Origin of the sequence: Vibrio sp. Vb2960, assembly GCF_033337665.1 — a bacterium.
In the GTDB taxonomy this organism is placed as follows: Bacteria; Pseudomonadota; Gammaproteobacteria; order Enterobacterales; family Vibrionaceae; genus Vibrio; species Vibrio alginolyticus.
In genome coordinates this window covers 18906-43872 of the sequence record NZ_JAWORD010000012.1, presented here as the reverse complement: position 1 = coordinate 43872, position 24967 = coordinate 18906, and the positions used below count along the sequence as shown (strand labels likewise).

Below are 24967 nucleotides of genomic sequence, written 5' to 3'. Positions count from 1 at the left end.
TATCTATAAAAGTATGATTATACATCGCTCGCATTAACGACATTTTTTCAGCAACTTACGATAAAGAAGTCCATATGCAAAAATGGAAATTAAGTTTGTAACACAACCAATACACCATCATATAATCTGCAAATTCAATCAAAAACAGCCACTTAACAAACAAAAATAGTCGAATGGCAAAATTTTATTATTTGTCACTCGTTGAATTGCATTGTATACGTAGAAGTCGTTAAAAAATGTAATAACTACTATTAGAAGAGCTTATGTCAAACCAACATCAATATTTTGGTCATCCACGTGGCCTGTTCTTATTGTTCGGTACTGAACTGTGGGAACGCTTTTCTTACTACGCAATGCGTGCCATTCTCGTGCTTTACCTTACTGATACAACAATGAATGGTGGCCTTGGCTGGTCAACCAAAGACGCATTAGACCTATACGGTATATACACAGGGCTTGTGTATATCACGCCTCTTATCGGTGGTTACCTAGCAGATAACTATTTAGGTCAACGTCGCTCAATTTTGCTTGGTGGCGCGTTAATGGCCATCGGCCAGTTTACTCTTGCACTTCCTGCTGATGCTTTAGGTATTGGTTCGCTACACAGCTTCTATTTAGGTCTTGGTTTACTTATCACTGGTAACGGTCTCTTTAAGCCAAATATCTCAACCATGGTTGGCGACCTTTATCAAGAAGGTGACAACCGTCGTGACGGTGCATTCACTATCTTTTATATGGGTATCAACTTAGGTGCATTACTTGCCGGCGTCGTTTCTGGCTCTGTGACAACCTCTTACGGTTGGAAAGCAGGCTTTGTTGCCGCTGGTGTGGGTATGCTGGTTAGCCTAGTGATGCAAATGGTACTGGCTCAATCATGGCTTGGTGATATTGGTCGCGAACCAGCGGCGAAACGAGATCTAAACAACAAAAACGCCACCACGAAGCAGCCACTCACCAAAGAAGAAGTGAATCGACTAAAAGTAATTCTGGTCATGAGCTTATTCACTATTGTCTTCTGGGCAGGCTTTGAACAAGCTGGTGGTCTGATGAACATCTACACTCAACAATATACTGATCGCATGATTGGTGGTTTCGAAGTTCCTGCTGCGTGGTTCCAATCACTAAACCCATTTTTCATTATTACTCTAGCGCCAGTTCTGGCTGTCCTTTGGGTAAAATTGGGTAAACGTGAACCTACTTCGCCAGTGAAATTTGCGATGGCACTATTTTTCTTGGCGATTGGTTTCCTTTGTATGGTTGGCGCAGTGCTAGAACAAGGTGGAGATACAACAGTAAAAACATCGATGTTATGGTTGGTCGGCGCTTTCTTCTTCCACACATTAGGCGAGCTGTGTTTATCACCAATTGGTCTTTCATTGGTGACTAAATTAGCACCGCTTCGCTTAGCTTCACTTATGATGGGTGCATGGTTTGGCTGTAATGCGATTGCTAACTATGTTGCGGGCTATGTGGGCTCTCACGTAGGCGAGTTAGGCGCTATGGCTATCTTTAGTGGTATTGCGGTCAGCGCAACCGTAAGTGGCGTAATTTTGCTCCTATTCTCTAATACACTCGTTCGCTGGATGCATGGCGCTGAAAATACGCACAGCACGGCAGAGCAAGTAGAAGAGCAGCAAGTACAAGTTGCTTGATCGCTCAACTAAACGTAGAAAGGGTCGCTATTGCGACCCTTTTTTGTATCTAAAGTTTAGATTGAACTAACTCAACCATCATCTCGATATGAAGTTCACTATCGTTCAAACAAGGGATGTAGGTAAAGTTTTCGCCACCAGCTTCAAGGAAAATCTCTTTACACTCTTCCGAGATCTCTTCCAACGTCTCTAAACAATCTGACGAAAATGCAGGGGTCACAACATTAATATTTTTCACACCCTTTGCAGGAAGTGCCTCTAGGGTCTTATCGGTATAAGGTTGAAGCCACTCTTCTCTCCCAAATCGGGACTGATACGTCATGCCAATTTGTTGTTCGCTTAAACCTAACGCTTCCCCAAGCAAGCGAGTCGTCTCTTCACAATGCTGTGGGTAAACATCACCATTGTCAGCATAGCGTTTTGGAATACCATGATAAGAACACAGCAGGTAATCTCCCTGACCATTCTTTTGCCAATGTTCACGAACTGAATGCGCTAACGCTTCAATATATTTCGGGTGATTGTAATAATCACGAATAAAGCTAAAGCCTGGCATCACCGGCAGGTTTTTAAATGCTTTAGTGATTCCGTCAGAAACCGCTGCCGTTGTTGTGCCCGAGTATTGCGGATACAAAGGTAAAACAATGACTTCATCAACGCCTTGCGCCAATAGGGCTTCAAAGCCTGATTGCAAACTTGGGTTACCATACGTCATACCAAGCTCTACAGGTATATCAAGCTTTTGTGCTAACTTTTCCGTTTGGCGTTTAGAGTACACCATCAACGGCGAGCCCTCTTCCATCCATACTGATTGATAGAGTTTGGCAACTTTAGGAGCTCGGATAGGAAGGATAACGCCGTGCAATAGTGGACACCAAAGCCATCGAGTCATGTCTACCACTCGGTGATCATGAAGAAACTGACTTAAAAAGCGCTTTACGGCAGGAGCGGTTGGTGCGTCAGGAGTTCCCAGGTTAACTAGGAGTACACCCTGTTTATTATTCTCTTTCATAACATCCTATTCATGGTAAACGGCTTGGTTCATATATTTAAGTAACCTCGAAGTAACGAATAGCCGAGCTGAAGTTAATTAGATATATGTTTACGAGTAAACTAAAAAAAGCGACCACTTGGGCCGCTTTCAATATATCAAAATATTAAATTTTTGACTTCAGCAAATTAAGATAGTGCTTTCTCGATATCCGCACTAACTTCAGCTACTTGCTTAGTACCATCAAACTTAAGGTACTTAGTCTTGCCTGCTTCAGCTTCTTTGCCGTAGTAGTTGATTAGCGGTGCAGTTTGCTCGTGGTAAACACCTAGACGAGCACGTACTGTTTCTTCTTTGTCGTCATCACGAACAACAAGATCTTCACCAGTTACATCATCTTTACCTTCCACTTTAGGCGGGTTGTAAACCACGTGGTAAGTACGACCAGAAGGAAGGTGAGCACGACGACCAGCCATACGCTCAACAATCACATCGTCTGCAACGTCAAATTCGATAACGTAGTCTACGTCTACGCCCATTTCTTTTAGGCCGTCAGCTTGAGGGATAGTACGTGGGAAACCATCTAGTAGGAAACCGTTTGCACAGTCTTCTTGAGCGATACGCTCTTTGATAAGACCAAGGATGATTTCATCAGAAACTAGCTGACCAGCGTCAATAACAGCTTTAGCTTGTTTACCAAGCTCTGTACCTGCTTTGATAGCAGCACGAAGCATATCACCAGTAGAGATTTGTGGAATACCGTATTTTTCCATGATGAAGTTTGCTTGTGTGCCTTTACCTGCACCTGGAGCACCTAGAAGAATGATGCGCATGATTTATCCTCTTTAATATTTAAGATTTATACCGAAGCTCACAATAGCTGACCTCTTAGACATCAAGCCTGAGAAGCACCTGCAACGATAAGTTTCGGTATAACGTATATAGGCGAGCAAAATACACGCCTTATTACTCACATTCAAGTCGCAGATTCTATCACAGGTTCTCTGAGCAAAGAGTGTATTAAGACTAAAGAATGTTAACAGTACCCTCTTTCACGCCCTATTGATTATTAACTCAGCACTTGAGATGCAAAATTTTGCGACAACAAACAAAAAGCTCGCGAAATGCGAGCTTTTTGATTTGCAGAGGTTATTACACCTTAGTCAAAAGTTGATTAACGGCTCCTAAGAACTCTGTTGGATCCTCAATAGAGCCTCGCTCCGCTAGCATTGCTTGACCAAGCAGAACTTCAACCCAGCGACCAAACGCTTCTTCATCGGCTTCGTCAGCCATACGCTTAACCAATTCGTGCTCAGGGTTTAGCTCAAAGATGTATTTCACTTCCGGCACAGCTTGACCAGCTGCCGCAAGAAGCTTCGCCATTTGAGTGCCCATTTCGTAATCGTCCGTTACCACAACAGCAGGCGTAGATGCGAGTTTGAAGGTCGTACGAACTTCTTTCACACGATCGCCTAGGTAAGACTTCGTGCGCTCTACAACCGACTTAAACTCTTCTTCGGTTTCTTTTTGCTTCTCTTTTTCTGCTTCATCTTCAAACTGACTTAGATCAAGCCCAGCTTTAGTGATTGACTGGAACTGTTTACCATCAAACTCAGTTAAGTAGTTCATCAGCCACTCATCAATGCGGTCGTACATCAAGATAACTTCAATGCCTTTCGCTTTGAACTGTTCTAAGTGAGGGCTGTTTTTCGCAGCTGCATAGCTGTCTGCCGTCAAGTAGTAGATCTTATCTTGACCTTCTTTCATGCGCTCAACGTAAGACGCCAAGCCCACAGTTTGCTCAGAAGAGTCCACTTCAGTTGAAGCAAAGCGCAATAAACCTGCAACTTTCTCTTTGTTTGCAAAGTCCTCCGCAGGGCCCTCTTTCATCACAAGACCAAACTCTTTCCAGAATGATTGGTATTTCTCTTCGTCATTCTTGGCCATACGCTCGAGCATCGTTAGCACGCGCTTAGTACAAGCATTACGTAGAGACTGAGTCACTTTATTGTCTTGTAAAATCTCACGCGATACGTTTAGCGGTAAATCGTTTGAGTCTATTAAACCACGTACGAAGCGTAAGTATGACGGCATAAATTGCTCTGCATCGTCCATAATGAATACGCGCTGTACGTACAGTTTCAAGCCTGATTTGTGGTCGCGGTTCATCATATCCCAAGGTGCTTTCGATGGGATGTATAGTAAGCTCGTGTAGTCGTTTTTACCTTCTACACGGTTATGACTCCAGACCAAGGGATCGGCAAAGTCATGTGATACGTGCTTGTAGAACTCTTGATACTCTTCTTCTGAAATATCAGATTTGTTACGCGTCCACAGTGCTTGGGCTTTATTGATTTGCTCCCACTTCTTCTCATCCGTTTCCTTGCCTTCGTCATCACGAACGACAGTTTGGATTGAAACAGGAATGCCGATGTGATCAGAGTACTTACTGATAACGTCACGTAGACGCCACTCATTCAAAAACTCTTTACCCTCTTCACGCATATGAAGAATGATGTCGGTACCACGTGACTCTTTGGTAATGTTTTCGATGGTATACTCACCTTCACCCGCTGAGTGCCATTGTACCGCTTCATCAGCGGCTAGACCGGCAGCGCGAGTGCGCACGGTAACCGCGTCAGCAACGATAAATGCCGAGTAGAAACCAACACCAAACTGACCAATAAGCTGAGAGTCTTTGCTCTGCTCTTCAGATAGCTTTGAGAAAAACTCGGCTGTTCCAGATTTTGCGATTGTTCCTAAGTGCTCAATCACATCATCACGGCTCATACCGATACCGTTATCAGAAATGGTTAAGGTATTTGCGCTTTCATCAAACGACAGTTTCACGCAAAGGTCTGCATTACCTTCGTATAGATCTGGGTTAGATAACGCCTGAAAGCGCAGTTTGTCTGATGCATCTGATGCGTTAGAGATCAGCTCGCGCAAAAAGATCTCTTTATTTGAATAAAGAGAATGGATCATTAAATGCAGTAGTTGTTTTACTTCTGATTGAAAACCACGAGTTTCTTTATTTTGAGATACGGTTTCGCTCATGTGTGCTCCATAACATCTAAACTAATTGGCTTTTTCATAGGGACAAGTTTGTGACTTTCCCCTTGAAATCACCTTACCGAGATGTCATTTAACATGTGGCTGACAAATGTAAATTCAAGGTCAATATTGCTAAAAACGGTGTTTTTTTAGAAAATTTTAATTATCCTACCCGTCTAAAAGCATCTAAAATGTCGTGCGCACTCCAAGCGCCCCGGTAATTTTGTGACATAAATCACCATAATTACAACATCATCCATCTAAGAAGAACTAAATGACTAACATTGGCACCAAATTTCTACTTGCTCAAAGGTTCACCTTTGATCCAAATAGTAATTCGCTCGCTGACCAACAAAACGGCAACGACGTTGTACGATTAGGAAGCAACGAAAGCCGTATACTTCTGATGTTGGCAGAGAGACCAAACGAAGTTTTAACCCGTAACGAGCTTCACGAGTTTGTTTGGCGTGAGCAAGGTTTTGAGGTGGATGACTCAAGCCTGACTCAAGCGATTTCTACTCTGCGTAAGATGTTGAAGGATTCAACAAAATCTCCAGAGTTTGTTAAAACGGTACCTAAACGTGGCTACCAACTCATTTGTTCAGTGGAACGATTGAGCCCATTTTCTACTGACTCTAACACTGACGTTGAAGAAACCGCTTCTGAACAAGAAGCGCCAGCAGTGGAGTTAGAAGCGAGCGATACACCACCAACAGAGATAGTGACCGATACTACTGCTGATCTTGAGCCTCAAGTAGAGCCGACTAAAACTCAGCCGAAGCCAGCATCTAACACGATTAACTGGCTACCGCGTGTCATTATCTTTTTGTCTCTGCTGCTTCCTGTTTGCGTATTGTTATTCACGAACCCTGCGGAATCCCAATTCCGTCAGATTGGTGAGTATCAAAGTGTACCGGTGATGACACCTGTAAATCACCCTCAAATCAACAACTGGTTGCCTTCAATAGAGCAATGCATTGAGCGCTACGTGAAGCACCATGCAGAAGACTCGTTGCCAGTTGAAGTGATTGCCACTGGTGGACAAAATAACCAGCTGATTCTGAACTACATTCATGACAGTAACCACTCTTACGAGAACGTAACACTGCGTATTTTCGCAGGTCAAAACGATCCAACAGACATCTGCAAATAAAGGAGGCCAATATGAAGATTAAATTAGCATCTGCGGTTTTGGCCGTATCCGTTCTTTTCAGTAGTTGGTTGTATTGGGGGAGTGACCTAAAAGTGGAGCAGCTCCTCACAGCAAACGAATGGCAGTCGACCATGGTGACAGTCATTACAGACAGCTTGCCTGACGATACTGTCGGCCCACTACGCCGAGTTAATGTTGAATCAAACGTGAAATATCTCCCTAATGGTGACTATATTCGCGTAGCAAATATAAAACTATTCGCTCAAGGTTCAACCGCAGAATCAACGATAAATATCTCGGAAAAAGGCCGCTGGGAAGTAAGTGACAACTATTTGTTGGTCTCGCCTTCGGAGTTTAAAGATATTTCATCTTCTCAATCAAAAGACTTTTCCGAAGCACAGCTACGTTTGATTACTCAAATTTTTAAGCTAGATGCGGAGCAAAGTCGTCGTATTGACGTCGTGAACGAAAAAACACTCTTGCTCACTAGCTTGAACCACGGTTCTTCGGTACTGTTTAAAAACTAATTTTGATTGGATGATAAGGGGGCAAGACGCCCCCTTTGTTTTGCTTATGGATTGGCTAGATACCACTACTCTCTTTTTCGGTTCACTAATCGCCAACACGCTGGCTTCACTTTCCGGTGGCGGAGCAGGCTTGCTTCAATTCCCTTTACTCATCTTTCTCGGCTTACCGTTCTCCGTTGCGCTAGGCACACATAAGGTGGCTTCGGTCGCTTTAGGCTTAGGCGCAGCAAGCACGCATTTGAGATCAGGCACTATTAAATGGAAAATCGCGCTCTACCTTATCTTGTCCGGTAGTATTGGCGTGATTTTAGGGGCTAACTTAATTGTACAGATCCCTGATGGTATCGCGGAAAAGATGCTCGGCACGATGATCCTAGCGCTAGGTATCTACTCGCGATTTAAGACATCGCTAGGCCAAGCTGAAGTAATACGTAACCGTCATCCTATCGGTTGGGTTATTGGTGGAATTGGCTTACTGTTTATCGGCATCATCAACGGATCTCTTACCGCAGGTTCTGGTTTGCTCGTGACACTATTTTTGGTGCGCTGGTTTGGTTACGACTACAAACAAGCCGTTGCTTACACCATGATTTGTGTCGGCCTGTTTTGGAATGGCATTGGAGGCATTGCCGTCGTACAGGCAGGGGCCCCTATTCACTGGGCTTGGATGCCTGTTTTATTGTTAAGCTCATTTCTAGGCGGCAGTTTAGGCGCATGGGCCGCGACTCGATACAGTAACAGAGTGATTAAAGTTGCATTCGAAATTCTCACGTTTGCCGTGGGCATCAAGTTGCTGGTTTAAAAAGATTAAAAGGAAAGTTTCATGGATAAAGCAATCATTGATATTTATTACTGCCGCCAGTGCAACTGGATGTTGCGTTCAACTTGGCTATCGCAAGAATTACTGCATACTTTTAGTGAAGAAATAGAAACAATCAGCTTACACCCAGACACAGGTGGTCGCTTCGAAATTTTCTGTAATGGCCAGCAAATTTGGGAACGGAAAAAAGACAGCGGCTTTCCTGAAGCCAAGGTGCTAAAACAGCGCGTTAGAGACATTATCGACCCAGAACGCGATTTAGGACATTCAGACACAAAATAGGGAGCAATTCGCTCCCTATTTTTTTACTTAGTAAAACCGTTAAATCATGGTTTGTGCTAATACTTCGCCTTCTGGCGTTTTTACCGTTAGCTTATTGTCTTCTAGAGTACCAAAGCTTCTCGGTAAGCCATTACGTGGGAATGTCATCGAGCCTGGGTTGAATATAATGGCTCCATCTTGCATCTCTGCGACGGGAACATGTGTATGACCGTGGGCGATGATATCACCTTCACGTAGTGGCGGCCGTTTTTCAGAGTTGTACAAGTGACCATGAGTCAAAAAGATTCTCTTGCCAGATTCAAGTAGCACCCATGAGTAATCCATCATCATTGGAAACTTCAATAGCATTTGGTCCACTTCACTATCACAGTTGCCACGTACAGAAATAATTTGATCACTGTATTGGTTCAATAAGTCTGCTACCTGTGGAGGGTTGTAGCCTTCCGGAATAGGGTTTCGCGGCCCATGGTTTAGCGTATCTCCTAGCAAAATCAGGTGGTGCGCACCAGAGGCCAGAAATAGCTCAATGGTTTCTTTAGTTGCTGGCAAAGAGCCATGCAGGTCTGAGGCAAAAAATAGTTTCACGACATTGTCTCCTCAAAAAGTATGAGGTCATTCTACGGCATTTTTTTAACAGCTCAACCTACGACGGTTTGAATACTACTGATAGCGCAATGATTCAATGACCATAGGCAAAACATAGAACCATGCTGCATACGCTGTTCCAACCAACACCAGTATCCAAAACACCATCGACATAAATTTTGATTTGGCTAGATGGTGCAGCGGATCGGGCTCTCCGCATCCTGGACATGCATGAGCGCGTTTTGAGATTTGTTTCTCACACACGGGGCAAGAGACTAAAGGCATGATACAGATTCCTCGACATTAGGCTTAGGGCGCAAAGAATAATGGTGAATTAACACATATGCAACCTAACATATATTAAATATTTTAGTTCTTTGTAACAGTCGCTGACTTGAGAAAAAATTCGTTGATTTTTCATTTATATCAACCTATTACACTTCTTCTCGCACCATACCGTTGATGACAATATTGTTATAACTCACCATCCCAATGACCTCGCCACTTTCAATGACCGGCGCTCTGCTTATGCCAAATCGCTCAAACAAACGTGCACAATATTTTACGTTCATATCTGGTTCGACACACAAAGCGGGCTTGGTCATGATTTCATAAATATTTGTGCGCTGAGGAGAACGATTATTCGCCAGCACCTTTTTGGCGATATCATTCATCAACACGATGCCATATTCATCATTATCATCTCGCTTTTTCACCACCAGCGCTTTGACTTGGTATTTTTTCGCTAGCGTTATGCCTTCGTATACGGTCATCAGTCCATCAACCATTACATACGTTGCCGCCATAACATCTCGAACTCTAATTATCGTTTGATCACTCATAATTCATCCTCGACTACTTTGGTCAATGTCTCGACTTGATGCGCGACACCGACTGCATCTTCAATATCGATCTGAATAGCAATCCCCTGTCCCGACTCTCTGTCAAATTCACCAACCTCATTAATGGTCTCTAATATGTGTCGAGATAGATGTTCCTCGACCACAAACAGCAGCACATCTTTTTGCACTTCTAGCGTTAAACCAAAAAACGTTCGCTTTTGATTTAAACCTTGCCCGCGAGCATTGTTAATCACTGTTGCACCGGTCGCACCAGCATCGCGTGCAGCGTCCAACACCTTGTCTGTTTTGCTGTCTTCCACAAACGCAAGTATCAATTTAAAGCGCATTTTCTTCTTCCTCCGAGACGTTTTTATTCAGCCACTGGGTTATTTGCGCATAGCCCATCACAGATATCATAGGAAATAGACTGGCAAACGCGATCAAGCCAAAGCCATCAATCATTGGGTTTCTTCCAGGGACGGTCGAAGCAAGCCCTAACCCTAATGCAGTTACAAGTGGGACAGTGACGGTAGAAGTTGTTACGCCTCCAGAATCGTAGGCGAGTGGAACAATAAGCTTAGGAGCGTAAAACGTTTGAATCACAACGACGATGTAACCCACGATGATGTAATAATGAATGGGATCGCCCACGACAATCCGGTAACTCCCTAATGCAATACCAATTGCCACCCCAAACGCAACGGCTACGCGCAAGCCGTTAATACTGATACTGCCTCCAGAGACTTGGTTTGCTTTTATCGCTACAGCGATTAAAGAAGGCTCTGCAATCGTGGTACTAAAGCCTATAAAAAAGGCGAAGGTGTAAACCCAATAATAGTCGACCCACATTAAGGCTTTCCCTACCGATACTTTGAACTCTTGTAAAAACTCCGGCGCCGTTAATTGCACAGCCATCGTCTCCCCAAGTGGAAACAACGCCATTTCTAATCCAAGTAAAAAAAGAGCTAACCCGAAAATCACATAAACGAACCCAAGCAAAACTTTCTTAAGGTTGCTAACAGGACGCCTTAACACCGCTAACTGAAAACCAAAAATAATGCTGGCGATGGGAACGACGTCTCGAACGGTCGATAACAAAGTGTCTAGGAAATGATCAATTGAAATCATGTTACGACCATTCCGTAAACCATCACAAACATCATCGGTAACAGCGAGGCAAAAGCGATTAAACCAAAGCCATCCACCATAGGGTTACGCCCTTTAATAGAAGACGCTAAACCGACACCCAGTGCAGTGACCAAAGGTACTGTTATGGTGGACGTGGTTACACCTCCGGAATCGTAAGCAACGCCAATAATGGCTTCAGGTGCAAACCACGTCAGTATTACAACGCCGACGTAGCCGCCGATGATCATGTAATGAATTGGCCACCCTTTTAAGATGCGCAGAACGCCAATAACGATAGCGATCCCCACAGAAAGTGCCACCGTTACTCGTAGCCCTTGTCCATAATCCTGCATGGATTGCTCTGAGTTTGTGATCATCCCTCCTTCTGCCGCAACTTCTGATGCTTCTTCTGCTACGGCCGTTAATGCAGGCTCGGCGATCGTGGTGCCAAAGCCTAGACAAAACGCAAAAACTAACAACCAGAATACGCTGCCTTTTTTTGCAAAGGCTTGAGCCATACTCTCTCCGATAGGAAAAAGACCAAGTTCTAGGCCAAAGATAAAAAAGGTTAATCCTAAAACGACAAGCAACAAGCCAAAAAGAATGGAGACCAGGTTGGGCAGCGGCTCTTGCAAAACGACTAATTGAAAAAAAGTGATAACAATGATGATGGGTAATAAGTCACGAGCACTATTGAGGAGCGCTCGAAAAAGCGCAACAAATGCTTCCATGCCTATCCTCCTTGATTGTGCAAACTGATTACGCTCGTTCCAATGAGCGATAACTTCTAGTCTGGCATAGATTTCACTCTTCTACCGTGAATGCACTAGCGCCATCTATAACATTTAGTTACATATTTTCTAATATGTGAAGTTAATAGTATCTCTGCCAGCTTGTCACTATCCCAGAAATAATGGTGTTGAGATGATCAAGCTAAGCACAAAACGACTATAATGTTCTAATACGTGTACATTCAAAGAGATAACATGAAGATATTACTCACAGGTGGCACTGGGTTTATTGGCTCGGAGTTGCTCAAGCTGCTATCAACTCACCAAGTTATGCTACTTACACGCTCTCCAGAGCGAGCAAAACAACGCCTACAGCATGCTGATCTGGGTAATATCAAATACCTTGACTCGCTCGAGTCGTTCGCCGATCTCAATCACGTTGATGCCGTCATTAATCTTGCAGGTGAGCCTATTGCGGATAAAAGGTGGACCAGCGAGCAAAAAGAAAAAATTTGCAAAAGTCGTTGGAAAATTACCGAGCAAATTGTTGAGCTGATCCACGCAAGTACCGAACCTCCCTCTGTTTTTATTAGTGGCTCGGCAGTTGGCTACTATGGTGATCAACAAGACCATCCGTTTGATGAGTGCTTACATGTTAATAGCGACGACTTTCCTCACGAGGTTTGTGCAAAGTGGGAGCAAATAGCCAAGCGCGCAGAGTCGGAACAAACACGGGTTTGTCTACTGAGAACTGGCGTGGTACTCGGCCTTAATGGTGGTGCGTTGGCAAAAATGCTATTACCTTACAAGCTTGGCGTAGGCGGCCCACTTGGGAACGGTAATCAGTACATGCCTTGGATTCACATCCTAGATATGGTCCGCGCCATCATGTACTTGCTTGAAACACCACATGCCCACGGTGCATTCAATATGTGCGCCCCCCATCCTGTGACTAATCGTATATTCAGCGGCACACTAGCTAAAACGCTAAAACGTCCGCATATCTTGTTCACGCCTAAATGGGCGATGGAACTCCTAATGGGAGAATCTTCCTGCTTATTGTTTGATAGCATGAGAGCCAAACCCAAAAAACTCACCGAACTGGGCTTTAAATTTAGCTACTCCAGAATAGAGCCAGCACTCAAGCACTTGCTTCATGACCGGAGCTGATGAATGATGGCTCCAATCAATGTTTCTGAGTCTTAAATTAAATTATGAAAAAGTCGATTCTTATTACGGGTTGTTCAACCGGCATCGGTTACGTGTGCGCTCACGCCCTACAAAACAAGGGATTTAATGTCATTGCATCTTGTAGGAAAGAACAAGATGTCCAGCGCCTAATTAATGAAGGGCTAACCTGCATCAATCTAGACCTAAATAGCCCAGAAAGCATTTCTTCGGGCGTGAAGCAAGCGCTAGAGTTAGCAGAAGGTAAGCTTTACGCAGTGTTCAATAATGGTGCCTATGGTCAGCCCGGAGCACTGGAAGACTTACCCACCGAGGCTCTTCAAGATCAATTTCAGACCAACTTTTTTGGTTGGCACCAGTTGGTCAGAGAAGTGCTTCCTCATATGCGCCAGCAAGGCGAAGGACGCATCATACAAAACAGCTCTGTTCTTGGTTTTGCCGCAATGAAATACCGTGGCGCCTATAATTCATCAAAATTTGCCTTAGAAGGCTGGACAGATACGCTCAGGCTAGAGCTTGCGGATACGAATATCAAAGTGGCATTGATAGAACCAGGACCGATCGAAACTCAATTTAGAAACAATGCATTACGAGCCTTTGAGAAGTGGGTTGATATTGAATCTAGCCCCCATCGTCATGCTTATGAAGGACAAAGAGAGCGACTCAACAACGACAAGTCTAATAATCGATTTGTTTTGCCTGCAGAGTCTTGCATCGCACCAGTTCTTCATGCATTAACTAGCGTTTCACCGAAAATTCGTTATCGAATTACTACACCGACTAAATTATTCGCAGTCCTGAAAAGACTACTTCCAACCCGTGTACTTGATAAAATTTTGCGACAGGCTGCATAAAAAAGTTTTGTCGAAATGTAATTTCACCGTAACAATGTGATGTCATTATGAACATGTAGGTTAAAAAAACCTCAACTAAACGAATCAATTTCTACGCAATTCAGCGGGGATTCTTTCGCCCAAAGTGATTGAGTTGCTTAGATTTGGTATCGCCACCCATTACGTTTTGTAGCAATGTTTATACTACTGCGAGGCAACAATGACATTAAATCAGCTTAACTGGCTTAGTGTGGGTGTAGTGTTGACCATGTTCATCCTATTTTGATACCGCACTAACAAATAGCATTAGAATTGCGCTGCTTCGGCAGCGTTTTCTTTTTATCTAACACCTGAGCAGCAATAACCTCACTCTATTACCCCACGTTTTCTCAAAATAGAATGATTCATTATTGATGGTGAATGTCGCTTGAATTTCACCTAAATCAACTCCATATCTAATATCAACGACAAGACACAAGGCAAGGATACTCTGATGCAATCCCCATTTATCGTTGAGATAACAGAACAGAACTTTCGCGAAACGCTTGAAGGATCAATGAACACGCCCGTTTTGATCCACTTTTGGGCCAACGCTCAGCCAGAAAGCGCACAGATACTCCCTGAGTTGCAATCTCTTGCTCAACAGTACAACGGTGCATTTACGCTTGCTCTACTAAATTGTGAAGATCAGCCCGCTTTAGCGTCTCAATTTGGCGTGCAAGTATTGCCAACTATCGCGCTGTTTATAAATGGTCAAGCCGTCGATGGTCTGGGAGGCCCCCAGCCAATTGATGCCATTGCTACCATGCTACAAAAGCATTTGCCAAGCCCAGATGAACAACTATTAAAACAAGTCAGTGAACTTCTTCAGCAAGGTGAGCATGCTCAGGCTTTGAGCATCATCCACACTTTGCCGCCAGAGCTGCAAGAGCGTGGTGATGTGAAACTCGCGATGGCTGATTGTTTGCTAGAAACCAAACAATTTGATATTGCCCAAGAACTACTGAACGCTATCCCTCTCGAGTATCAAGATAACTACTACAAGAGCCTAATAGCCAAGCTCGAGCTGCATTTGCAGGCTGCAGATAGCCCTGAGTTACAGCGACTAGAACAAGCATACGCAGCAGACATGGCAAACTTCGAACTCGCTTGTGAATTGGCGGTACAATACAACCAAGTTGGTCGGGATGAAGAAGCGTTGGAACTGCTGTGGAATATTCTTAAAAAAGACTTGGGCGCCCAAGACGGTGACGTGAAGAAGACTTTTATGGATATTCTCAGTGCGCTAGGTCAAGGTAACGCATTAGCAAGCAAATATCGTCGCCAGCTTTACTCAATTTTGTACTAAGCGCCGCATTCTTCTAAGAATAAGACAACAAAGGCCGGGATTTCCGGCCTTTGTTTTTTGTTAGAAGTCGCTATACAACGTTGGTGCTGCTGGCGGATACTCTATTGGTTGCCAACGATCATTAAAGGTGTACTTGGCATAAAGCATGAAATGGTTTGGTGTATAAAACTCAGAACGTTGTACATCGACTAACGCACCAAGATACCAACGTTTGCTGACTCGCTTTTCCACCGCCGCTTGCAACGACGTACCAAAACCACCACCTTTGTCTGACTCCGCTACTGTCGATAAGTATGGCGCGTCTTCCTTAGTCCAAGAGTTAGAGACGGATGCACTCAATTGATATGACCAAGAACTGTTGTATCGGCCATAAAAGTTGATAGGTAAAGACACCGAGAAGTAACTTTGCGGGCTGTAGTAGCCACCGTGACCTAGCGTGTACTCACCCAGATTTTTGTCGTAATCAAGGTACATTAAGTTCGTACCTATACTTAAACGCTGGTCATCCGTTGCAATTAACTTGTAGTACGCTCCACCTAGCACGCCTAAACGAGTGTTGTCCTCAACCTTTTCACCAGTCAAAACATGATACTGCAAGCTACTCCAAAAACCGTAAGGGCCACCAATGTCCCAACTTGAGCTCAACTTCACACCAGTACGAGCAACTCCGCCCCATTTAGTCCCTTGAGGGTCAGTCGTGCCGCTAGGGACAGACATTCCAGCATAAGAAAGCGCGCTACTGGTCTCTGGGCGACGCGAAGCTTCTGCCGTCCAACCGAACTCACCCAGGTCCCCATTGATGCGCACACCACCAACCCATGTGGTATGGTCGAAACCAATTGGTGTCGTGCCGATATCGACCAACCAATCTTCAGCCTGCCAGCCCACTCCAAATGCCATACCTGATGCGTCATTTTGGAACGAAGTGCTGTCAGAATCGGTGGTTTTTTCATAATAGTCCAACTGACCTGAATCGATAGAAACATAATCGGCTTTTAGCAACAGGTGCCCATCCCAGCTCTCTATCGGGATTCGGGCTTCTATGGGCACTTGATTCGAAGTATTACGGCCATCTCGTGCACTGTAATCCCAGCCAATCATGACATGCCCATCACTCCGATCATGCAGTTTATCGATGTCCGATTTGACGTTACGAGTCAACCAGTAGTCGTCAGCAGTATCATATAGCTCGCGTAAGCTTAGGGGTTCTTTTTTCGCCTCTTCAGGTTCACGATTTTTATCCATTCGGTCACGATTTAAGGCTTGATAGGCGCGTGTTTCAGCTAACGCCCACTGTTGATTTTCCATTGCTATAGACATGCTATTGCGAAATGCTAATGCGTCGGCATCAGGCATCGCATCCAACAACTGATTTAGCGCATTAGCGTCATTTCGATAGCCTTGTTGATTAAACACCGCGGCCACTGTCATCAACTGTGCCGCAGTTAAGCTATCGCGCTTTTTATTCAAAATGAGGTGCATGTCGTGATACGTCGCTTCATATCCAGTCAAAGCACTAGCTTGCAACATGCCAATTTCTGCTTGAGTTTTAAATGGCTCAGGCTTTAAAGAAACTTGTTCATACAAATCCAACGCAAGCTTAGGCTGTTGATTAACCAGCATCAGATCCGCTTGACTCAACAGTCGACGGGTTTTGAGTTCATCAAGCTGTAATGCTTCCGAAGCACTTAAATCTTGTGTTGCGGAATTTAATGCTAAGTCCGCGTACCAACGATCAAAATATTCAAAGTGATTCAAGCTTACCATCATGCTGCCGTAAGCCAGTTTGTCATCGGTTGACCAATCTTCTGAAAGCGAAATGTTTTGGAAAATCCTCTCAGCTTCCTTAACTTCATCAATGTCTAACCACGCACTCACTAGACGAGCGAGCGGTTGAATTTGACCTTGATAATCCGACTCTAGCGCACGTAATGTCGCCATTACTGATTCGGGAGAAGCTAAGTAACGCGTTTGAATGTCTCTCAACTGAGCATCAAGCTTCAAGCGGGTTAAATTGCGCTGCATTGCGTCTGTCATGTCATGTTGTGCGATACTCTCTAGCTCAGCGATGGCCTCATTCACGTTGAAGTCCTGCGCGAGATAAAGCGCGTAAGCAAATTTCATTTCAGGGTCATTACTAGATGTAGCCCAATCGGACATCAGCGTATCCGCGCGTACTTTGTCGCCCATTGAATGAACCACGTCAGCAATATCAAGCCTTAACCATGGGGAGGTTGGCTGTAGCGCAATCAATTCCTCTACGGACGCTTTCATCGTTGCCTGATCATTTTGAGCGATTGCGATCCGCAGACGAGTCAAAATAACTTCCGACTTGATGCTCGCTATTTTTTCAGCGACCACTTTCTGCTGTGGGGCTGAGTAACTGCGCGCGAGTGCTTCCGCGCCAGACCAATCTTGCTGCTGAATACGAACATCTAAGCGACCACGCAATGCAGAGCTATTGCTGCTATCCAGTTGCAAAGCTTGTTTGAAAACCTTCTCTGCCGCGGCATAATTTTCTTGTACCAGATACAAAGAGCCTAATGATGAATAAGCATAAGGTTGGGATTTATCTACTTGAATCGCTTTTTGATAAGCGCTTTCTGCTTGCTTAAACTGGCCTTTTTCGACCAAGGCATCACCTTGATCAAGATACGCCCAATATTGAGAAGTCTCGATTAGCGCTGCCCATTTTGAGGCCGAGTCAGGATTATGATCTAAGTGCTGAGCCTGTTTAAAGTATCCGAGCGCTTTTTGTTGCTGCCCTCTACGTAGATAAACCTTACCCATAGCACCAAGCAATTCAGGATCTTGCGGACGAGTCGTCAACGCATAACGCAGCTGAGCTTCTGCTTGGTCGGTTTTATCTTCCTCGAGCAACGCTAACCCTTTGAGCTTAGCGAGATAGGTGGGGTCTTTTCGTAGTTCCTTTTCCTTTTTCCAGCGATCTTTCGCGCTTTGATTCGCTCTTTGAATCTCCATGTCAGACGGGTAGTAACTAGCTAAAATGTCATATTGCTGAACAACTTGATCTGAAATAGGCAATTGATCCAATGCACGCAACCACGACGTTGCCGCATTTGTTCCAACCGAAGGAGCAAGCGCTAACTTTTTATAGGTATCGAGAATCCATGGATCGGCAGGATTCTCTTTGCGAATGTGGTTGGCTAACGCGAGTTGAAAAGACGGAACACTAGGATAATTTGCATTTAAACGTTCCAGTCCCTGTTTTACCGAGCTCCAACTGCCTGGCAAATTACTTTGCAACTGTAGGAATTCCAGTTGTAACGCTGGTGATGGCATTCCATTTGGGAAAAGGGCTTTGTAAGCTTGAATCGCTTCATCGTAACGACCAGATTTTGCAAGCAACTGAGCGCGCTGATAATCCGCTCTTTTCTCTCCCTGAATAGCCATAATCGATGACAAGTTTTTCGCTTGAGTCGAATGAGGCGCCTGTCTGATTAAGCGCTCAAATACCGGTTTTGCTAATTCTGGCTGCTTACGTTTCAGATACATATTCGCTTGATAGAAAAGCCCCGTTGGATTGCTTTCTTCAATCGCGAACAGCCTCTCCAGAGTACTCTCGACAATATCATCTCGGCCAATCGCATCCGCCAGTTTTAGCTGCTCAACCAACCACTCAACCGAGTCAACTCGTGCTAATGATGTGGAAAATTGAACCAGCTCGATAGGCTTGTAGACCTGTGCGAGCTGCGACTTTGTCAGAGGTGTTGAGCTAAAGCTTTCTGCATGCACAGTGCCGACGCCACCAGCCGCCAAAGCAACCAGTGGAATCCACCATAACACGCGTCCTGTTACTGACATCTCTCGCTCCATACAGGAAGCAATTCACCTTGCACACCAAAACGGTAACGTTCTTCATACCAACCAAGCCCAAATAGACTTAATACGTTGTCGTAATAATGATCGTTTTTGTCCACCACAAGTTCATTTTGAGCACGACGAAACTGCGTCTCCAACAGCGTAGATTCACCAGAAGCCGCGAGTAACGGAAGAGCCGCAGCAGAAAAACCTGCGCTTCCTGCTTGGGTATATTTACCCGTTTCAGTATTTACTTCTCTCGCTGGCGCACCAAGGGCTTTGGTTGCCGCGACAAACGGCTGCATTTTTTGTACTAATACTGCTTTTTCTGAAACTTGGTCATTTAGCATACCCGCCCAAAGATAAGTGCGGATCGCGTTGTAACTGCCCATCGGCCCTGTAACCACATCTGAGCTATAACGACCATTTCTCAATGCTGCCCAGTCTGGGCTAAAGCCAGCTGGCATCGTTTTCTCTAGCATGTGAACACTTGCCTTGTACATTGAATCCCAGTTGTATTGCGGGTACAGCGACTGCATACGAGCAATCAGTTGTAACGGAACATAACTCGGATTCACACGGTACTGGCCGTCGGCATCAAAGCCCGTTGGAGCTGGCAACAATACCGTTCCAACTCCCGCTATGTTGACGGTTTCTTCACGTAAAATACGACTCGCGATCAGATGTCCAAGGGTCTGATAGTAGTAGTTATTCCATAATCTCCCCGCCTCAACAAGGGAGTAAGCTATCCACAAATCAGAATCTGACGCTGGGTTAGAATCCAACACTCCGAACTGACCATTTTCTTTTCTTCCCCACAACCAAGCGGGAAGCCTTGCCGTCAAATCCCCACCAGCCAAATGTGATTGAGTCCATTTTAAAACCTGATCGAAGGTTTTAGGGTCATTGGCAACCAAGGCAAAGAACAATGCGTAAGATTGGCCTTCCGAGGTTGTAATCATACGCTCGTCACTGCCATCAACGACTCGGCCTTGCTCCATGTATACCGACTTAAATGTTTCCCATTGTGGCCACTCGCAGGTGTTAGCCCACAAGTAAGGAGACACGAACAACATAAGGAACGAGATGAGTTTTTTCATTATTCCTCTTCCTCAGTTTTTTCTAAACGTCTAGACGCGACTTGACGTAATACGCGCCAAAGCACAATGGTTACGATCACCACTAGCAAGGCGGCAAAGCACGCAACGATGACTGGGTGATTAGAGAAGTGATACCAAACGAGCTGCCACACAGGAAGCTTACCGACATAGTAGTGCGAACCCACGTTGTAGCTTGCTACTTCGTTATTTCTCAACGTCACCACCGAGCCAAACATGTGCTCCACTTTACCGGAGTCAGCCAACGCGCGATCAACCGACGAAAAATCTGACGGGTGAGCCGCCATAATAGAAATGACGCTGCGTTTTTTCGTAAATGGCGATTCTGCACCATAAATAGCAGCAAAAGAGCCTTCTGCCTCAACAGAAACATAATCCGCGGCCACTTGACGAGCATCACTTGGACTCATCCAGTTCATTCCGAGCTGCTTTTCATTTTTGCTTGGCAGGCGAATTTGTCTCTGACCTTCTTTAACCACTAAGTTAACTTGGTCAGGGTTATTAGCGGCTTCTTCTAGTGCATCCACAACACCAATCGTCAGGATGTCTTTATTTTTTAGTTGCTCAGCATTCCATTTATCTGTCAAAAGCACCTGAATACCTGGGTACCCAGAATCACTTCCTAACGAGCCCATGACGTTTAAGAAGGTCTGCAACACTTCTTTTGGAGCTCTCTCTGGAACAACAATCGCAGTTTCTGACAAATCGGCCATGCGTGTGTAAGGGAAGCCAGAAGTAGCAAAAGCGCGCATATTTGGCATTTCGATGTAGTGAGGGAAACCACTAAAATCAACCGTAGAGTCACCATCAATGACCGCGTATTGCTTACTTGGCTGCGTCACCTGACATTGCCCATCAGTCACCGACGCAAAACCAAACTCAAACTCGATTTGGTTTTTACTGCCAACTTTAAATGCCGGAATACGAACAAGCGCATCACCACTCAGAATACTGTCATCTAACAGAGGAACACGCACACGGTTAGACTCACCACCTTGGCCTTTTGTGGTTAAGTTAAACGCCTCAATGAACTGGTCATTGATGCTCAAAGTCAGGCGAGAACCAGAATGATCCGCAGCAGGTGGCGAATACCGATAGTTAAGATCCATCGGTATACCACGGCTCTGCCAAGTAAAGAGATCGGGTGGTAAGCGCAAACTCACATTGATTGGAGGAGGCGTTCGGCCTTCCACTTGCAACATGCTTTTTTGTTCGACTAATTCAGATAATGCAACGGGACGAGCCGTACTCACCCAGTTTGGCGCATCGTACGGGACTCGTGGTTTGATTTGTTTGACTTCATTAATCTTCGCGATTGGCCCAGTAAGAAGTTGGTTTCCCAACGCCAAACCTTGCACCGCAACGTTAAGATCCTTACTGTCACGACCTATCACTAGAAGAAGCTTCACGTACGGGTCAGTTGGGTGAGTGATGACTTGAAGACGAGGCCCATCCGTGTCTGGAAAATCTCTCAGAAACTCAGGTTTGTTGTCATTGGTAACAAAGACAATGGCGTTGCGCTTAGGTAACGTATCGACACTAAAAGGGAATTGAGCGCCACGCCAACCCGCAAGAGCACCAAAGTAAGAGCTCAAGACACCGGCAGCTTTGACATCATCCAGATCGTATTTGCCGCCCATAACGACAGGCAGATTTAACTGGCTGAAATCACGGACATCAAAAAACGGCGCTGGCAACAAGCTCAAGTCACTTTCCAGCATTGTCTTTTGGGCGAACATTTCAATTCGACTGCTTTGGCTGATCTCGGCCCAAATGCTCGAGTCATTTGGGTTGGCACAGTCTTTCTGAGTATTCCCAATCAACTCAAAGCGAATTTGGTTGTAGTTGCTGAAGTAACGAGTATCCAGCGGCATCGATAAGCTCAACTTTTTACCTTGCTGACCATCGACGATTGACGCCACTCCCATAAGCTCATTGTTCAAATACACTTTGACGTGAGAAACCAAAGAGAGCAACGCTGGTGAAGGTGTGATGTCAAAGTACAACGTGGCTTTAGACACCACCTCATCGAGTCGCGAACCGAAACCAATATAAGCACTGGCCTCACTACCTTGAATAGCAATTGAACCACTGTAACCCAATTGACTAAATGGAATGACACGCTTAAATACGGTCGAATTTTCAGCATCTTGCTGTGCCAAAGGCGTTGGTTGTTGCTGACTTACTTCTTGTGCCGCGAGACTGCCCGACATACACATGAGAGTGATAGCCGTCGTCAACGCTGTTAGTTTTTTATTATTTAGCATGACTTGAGGTCCTGATTGGGACATAACGAGGTCTTAGTGACCAAATAAATTCGATACAAAATAAAAGTGCATCCACACTGGCCTGAACAAATTTAGGGCAATGTTGCAACAAGCGTTTGTATCCATTAAAGCCGACTTGCAGTACAGCCTGCATACTCGAGAGAGGCTTATCTGATTGATAGCCTTGTTGCCATTTCGCCCACGTATCTGCACGTGCAAATGTACATTGGACGTATTGGATTTGTTGTTGATGAGACAATTCGTTGAGTTGTAAACCAAATATCCCCTTATGAGCATAGGCAACCGTCATCGGGAACACGAACTCTTGACCACCGCGATTGAGGATCACTTCTAAGGTTTGGCCAAGTAGGTACGCACAGGTTGGTTCATCGACTCCGTCTATTTCAATGCGCACGCCACCCAAAGAGAAATCCTTCATCTGCGCTTGAATCAAGTGTCCTGAGTGAAGCCTTACCGCGACAGGAATCGCCACCTCTACTCGGTGATCTTTTCGCACTTGCTTGGCTTCTACCGCAACGGCGACAGCAGCACCTAAAATCAACAAGTTGTACATCGTCCAAACGAGATTCACGATAACCGTACCGATTTCGTCTTGAGGCCCCCACCCCATTCGGTAAATCCCTACAGCAAAGCCCAGAATGTTGAGTGCAACCAAAACCAAATATGGTCGAGAGATCACCCAATCGTAGTGAGACTTTTCAACCAAACCGCCTTTTGCCGTTACGTTGAATGTCCCTTTATGGGGCGCAAACAAAGCCACCGTTGTTGGCCTTGCGATATACCAAGCAAGTACGGTTTCGTATACCTCACCCCAAAACGAATAACGGTAGTCACCCTGCATACGAGAGTTGGTCATGCTGGCGTGAATCATGTGGGGTAATACGTATAAAATGATCGCCAGCGCTGGCGCATAAATCACGTAGGAATGCAGCAACAAATAAGCCAAGGGTGCGATCAGGAATACAATCCTCGGGATACCAGATAGAAAGTGCAGCATGGCATTGACGTAACAAAGCCGTTGAGAGAGCTTAAGCCCCTTTCCAGTCAATGGATTATCTACCCTAAATATCTGCGCCATCCCGCGAGCCCAACGAATGCGTTGCCCAACATGTGCAGACAATGTTTCTGTCGCCAAACCAGCAGAAATCGGCTGCTTAAGATATGCAGAACGATAGCCTAAACGGTGCATGCGCAGAGACGTGTGCGCATCTTCCGTCACGGTTTCGACTGCAATACCACCGACTTCCTCTAAAGGCTCTCGACGTAAAATAGCGCACGAGCCACAGAAGAAAGTCGCATCCCATAAGTCGTTACCATCTTGAATCAGGCCGTAAAACAAGTTGCCTTCGTTTGGCACGTTACGAAAGTTCGATAAGTTACGCTCAAAAGGATCCGGTGAGAAAAAATGGTGCGGCGTCTGAATAAGCGCCAACTTTGGATCTTTCAGGAACATCCCCATTGTGAGCTGAAAAAATGCTCGTGTAGGAATATGGTCACAGTCAAAAATCGCAACAAACTCACCGCTGGTCTGCTTCAACGCATAGTTAATGTTACCGGCTTTCGCATGTTCATTCGTTGGGCGGCGGATGTAGTTCACCCCTACACTTTTGGCGAAATCTCGGAAGCTATCACGCTTGCCGTCATCCAGAATGTGGATGTTAAGTTTGTCTTTCGGCCAATCGACACCTAACGAGGCATAAACCGTCGCTTTCACAACATCGAGATCTTCGTTGTAAGTAGGGATCATCAAGTCAATGGTTGGCCAAGTTGACTGATCCGGTGGCATCGATACTGGTTTGCGATTCAATGGCCAGATATTTTGGAAATAGCCAAGCATCAGCACAATCCAAGAATACGTCTCAGCTAGAAGTAAAACGCCCCCTAGAAACAAAGCAACAGGATCGTCCCAGTTCAGGGTAGACGAATAGCGCCACCACAAGTATCGACATGAGGCCGTAACCGACAAGATGATCAAAAGCATGGTAGGAAAACGACCCGGCATGCGACGGACCATCATCGCTAATGCCCAGAGTAACAGCACAAAGACAGTCTGAGCCTGATAACCAAATGGCACCGTAAAACAAAGCAAAGCGATTAACACCACGAAAAACAGCAAGGTGTAGTTCAACGCCATCGCTGACTTACTTGCTTTAATACGCTCTCGAACTTGTGGATCTTTGATGTTGTTCGCTGTCTGTTCTAACCAGCGGACGCTTTTTGCAACCAATTCAAATGGCAAGTAGAACGCATTGCGAATTTGTTCGGCTAAAGTCATCGCTAAGCTGCTGGTTTTTTTGGACCATGCTGTATTTACGTTTTGCTTGAAGCAAAGCAACCACACGCTTTGGATAAAAAAACGTACAGGATCAAACCATCTTGGCGCAGCAAAATTAACGTTTGGATAGTAAACCAAAGGCAGTTTCCATGAGGGAACACCCGAAATAGCCGGCTTTAAAAATACAAAACTCAATGAAAACCAAAAAGACAAAGCACACTCACCAACCCAGTTTGTTTTGCAATTCCAGGCTTGCTCGTAAGCGTTCTTCTGCAGTCTGAATTGGTCCACTACCCAACGTTGGAAAATCAGATTAAGACTTCGCATAAA

Annotated in this window: 21 protein-coding genes; 8 read left to right on the top strand and 13 right to left on the bottom strand. The window is 45.0% G+C overall.

Annotation, left to right across the window (positions count from 1 at the left end; translation table 11 throughout):
- Positions 1-263 precede the first annotated feature (263 nt).
- The gene (locus tag R7O03_RS12000) at positions 264-1652 is read left to right on the top strand and encodes a peptide MFS transporter (RefSeq protein ID WP_005382097.1); all 1389 of its coding nucleotides are present in this window, start codon (positions 264-266) and stop codon (positions 1650-1652) included.
- A gap of 49 nt (positions 1653-1701) precedes the next feature.
- On the opposite strand, the gene hemH is transcribed toward R7O03_RS12000, so the two are convergent.
- The 3 genes from hemH to htpG all read right to left on the bottom strand — a co-directional run bounded on the left by hemH (position 1702) and on the right by htpG (position 5700).
- Positions 1702-2664, bottom strand: coding sequence for a ferrochelatase (hemH, locus tag R7O03_RS11995; protein ID WP_017819956.1), 963 nt, complete (start codon positions 2662-2664; stop codon positions 1702-1704).
- A gap of 167 nt (positions 2665-2831) precedes the next feature.
- A complete protein-coding gene (adk, locus tag R7O03_RS11990; protein ID WP_005382094.1) occupies positions 2832-3476 on the bottom strand; it encodes an adenylate kinase in 645 nt (214 codons plus the stop codon).
- A gap of 319 nt (positions 3477-3795) precedes the next feature.
- On the bottom strand, positions 3796-5700 hold the full coding sequence (gene htpG, locus R7O03_RS11985; protein WP_017819957.1) for a molecular chaperone HtpG: 1905 nt from the start codon (positions 5698-5700) through the stop codon (positions 3796-3798).
- Positions 5701-5971: 271 nt separating this feature from the next.
- Here htpG and R7O03_RS11980 point away from each other — a divergent pair, with 271 nt between their 5' ends.
- The 4 genes from R7O03_RS11980 to R7O03_RS11965 are packed head-to-tail and all read left to right on the top strand — an operon-like array spanning position 5972 to position 8479.
- Positions 5972-6850, top strand: a complete 879-nt coding sequence (locus tag R7O03_RS11980; RefSeq protein WP_005382092.1) for a transcriptional regulator — start codon at positions 5972-5974, stop codon at positions 6848-6850.
- A gap of 11 nt (positions 6851-6861) precedes the next feature.
- Entirely contained in the window at positions 6862-7377 is a 516-nt protein-coding gene (toxS, locus tag R7O03_RS11975) for a transmembrane regulator ToxS (protein ID WP_005382091.1), read from the top strand.
- A gap of 46 nt (positions 7378-7423) precedes the next feature.
- A complete protein-coding gene (locus tag R7O03_RS11970; RefSeq protein WP_042523148.1) occupies positions 7424-8179 on the top strand; it encodes a sulfite exporter TauE/SafE family protein in 756 nt (251 codons plus the stop codon).
- A 21-nt stretch (positions 8180-8200) separates the two neighbouring features.
- Positions 8201-8479 (top strand): SelT/SelW/SelH family protein, encoded by a 279-nt coding sequence (locus R7O03_RS11965; protein ID WP_005382088.1) that lies wholly within the window; start codon positions 8201-8203, stop codon positions 8477-8479.
- Between the two features lie 39 nt (positions 8480-8518).
- Here R7O03_RS11965 and yfcE read toward each other — a convergent pair whose 3' ends face one another.
- From yfcE to R7O03_RS11935, 6 genes are all read right to left on the bottom strand, one after another.
- Entirely contained in the window at positions 8519-9064 is a 546-nt protein-coding gene (gene yfcE, locus R7O03_RS11960; protein WP_017634822.1) for a phosphodiesterase, read from the bottom strand.
- Positions 9065-9139: 75 nt separating this feature from the next.
- A complete protein-coding gene (locus tag R7O03_RS11955) occupies positions 9140-9349 on the bottom strand; it encodes a hypothetical protein (protein ID WP_005382086.1) in 210 nt (69 codons plus the stop codon).
- Between the two features lie 149 nt (positions 9350-9498).
- A complete protein-coding gene (locus tag R7O03_RS11950) occupies positions 9499-9906 on the bottom strand; it encodes a CBS domain-containing protein (RefSeq protein WP_005382085.1) in 408 nt (135 codons plus the stop codon).
- Positions 9903-10253: a P-II family nitrogen regulator gene (locus tag R7O03_RS11945; RefSeq protein WP_005382084.1), complete on the bottom strand. Its 351-nt coding sequence runs from the start codon at positions 10251-10253 to the stop codon at positions 9903-9905. The genes R7O03_RS11950 and R7O03_RS11945 overlap by 4 nt, the downstream gene beginning before the upstream one ends.
- Complete coding sequence (locus tag R7O03_RS11940) at positions 10243-11034, bottom strand: DUF1538 domain-containing protein (protein WP_025766994.1); 792 nt, start codon at positions 11032-11034, stop codon at positions 10243-10245. Before R7O03_RS11940 ends, R7O03_RS11945 begins: the two co-directional genes overlap by 11 nt.
- Positions 11031-11765: a DUF1538 domain-containing protein gene (locus R7O03_RS11935; protein ID WP_017634823.1), complete on the bottom strand. Its 735-nt coding sequence runs from the start codon at positions 11763-11765 to the stop codon at positions 11031-11033. Before R7O03_RS11935 ends, R7O03_RS11940 begins: the two co-directional genes overlap by 4 nt.
- Before the next feature lie 255 nt (positions 11766-12020).
- Here R7O03_RS11935 and R7O03_RS11930 point away from each other — a divergent pair, with 255 nt between their 5' ends.
- The 3 genes from R7O03_RS11930 to R7O03_RS11920 all read left to right on the top strand — a co-directional run bounded on the left by R7O03_RS11930 (position 12021) and on the right by R7O03_RS11920 (position 15134).
- Complete coding sequence (locus tag R7O03_RS11930) at positions 12021-12935, top strand: TIGR01777 family oxidoreductase (RefSeq protein ID WP_042523142.1); 915 nt, start codon at positions 12021-12023, stop codon at positions 12933-12935.
- Between the two features lie 44 nt (positions 12936-12979).
- Positions 12980-13807: an SDR family oxidoreductase gene (locus R7O03_RS11925; RefSeq protein WP_064353702.1), complete on the top strand. Its 828-nt coding sequence runs from the start codon at positions 12980-12982 to the stop codon at positions 13805-13807.
- 472 nt (positions 13808-14279) lie between these two features.
- Positions 14280-15134, top strand: a complete 855-nt coding sequence (locus tag R7O03_RS11920) for a co-chaperone YbbN (protein ID WP_005388628.1) — start codon at positions 14280-14282, stop codon at positions 15132-15134.
- A 60-nt stretch (positions 15135-15194) separates the two neighbouring features.
- On the opposite strand, the gene R7O03_RS11915 is transcribed toward R7O03_RS11920, so the two are convergent.
- From R7O03_RS11915 to bcsA, 4 genes are read right to left on the bottom strand one after another with little or no spacing between them, the layout of a single operon-like run.
- The gene (locus R7O03_RS11915) at positions 15195-18959 is read right to left on the bottom strand and encodes a cellulose synthase subunit BcsC-related outer membrane protein (RefSeq protein ID WP_258452281.1); all 3765 of its coding nucleotides are present in this window, start codon (positions 18957-18959) and stop codon (positions 15195-15197) included.
- A complete protein-coding gene (bcsZ, locus tag R7O03_RS11910; protein ID WP_258452280.1) occupies positions 18950-20056 on the bottom strand; it encodes a cellulose synthase complex periplasmic endoglucanase BcsZ in 1107 nt (368 codons plus the stop codon). Before bcsZ ends, R7O03_RS11915 begins: the two co-directional genes overlap by 10 nt.
- On the bottom strand, positions 20056-22341 hold the full coding sequence (gene bcsB, locus R7O03_RS11905; RefSeq protein ID WP_258452279.1) for a cellulose biosynthesis cyclic di-GMP-binding regulatory protein BcsB: 2286 nt from the start codon (positions 22339-22341) through the stop codon (positions 20056-20058). The genes bcsZ and bcsB overlap by 1 nt, the downstream gene beginning before the upstream one ends.
- Positions 22331-24964 (bottom strand): UDP-forming cellulose synthase catalytic subunit, encoded by a 2634-nt coding sequence (gene bcsA, locus R7O03_RS11900; protein ID WP_258452278.1) that lies wholly within the window; start codon positions 24962-24964, stop codon positions 22331-22333. The genes bcsB and bcsA overlap by 11 nt, the downstream gene beginning before the upstream one ends.
- Positions 24965-24967: the final 3 nt, after the last annotated feature.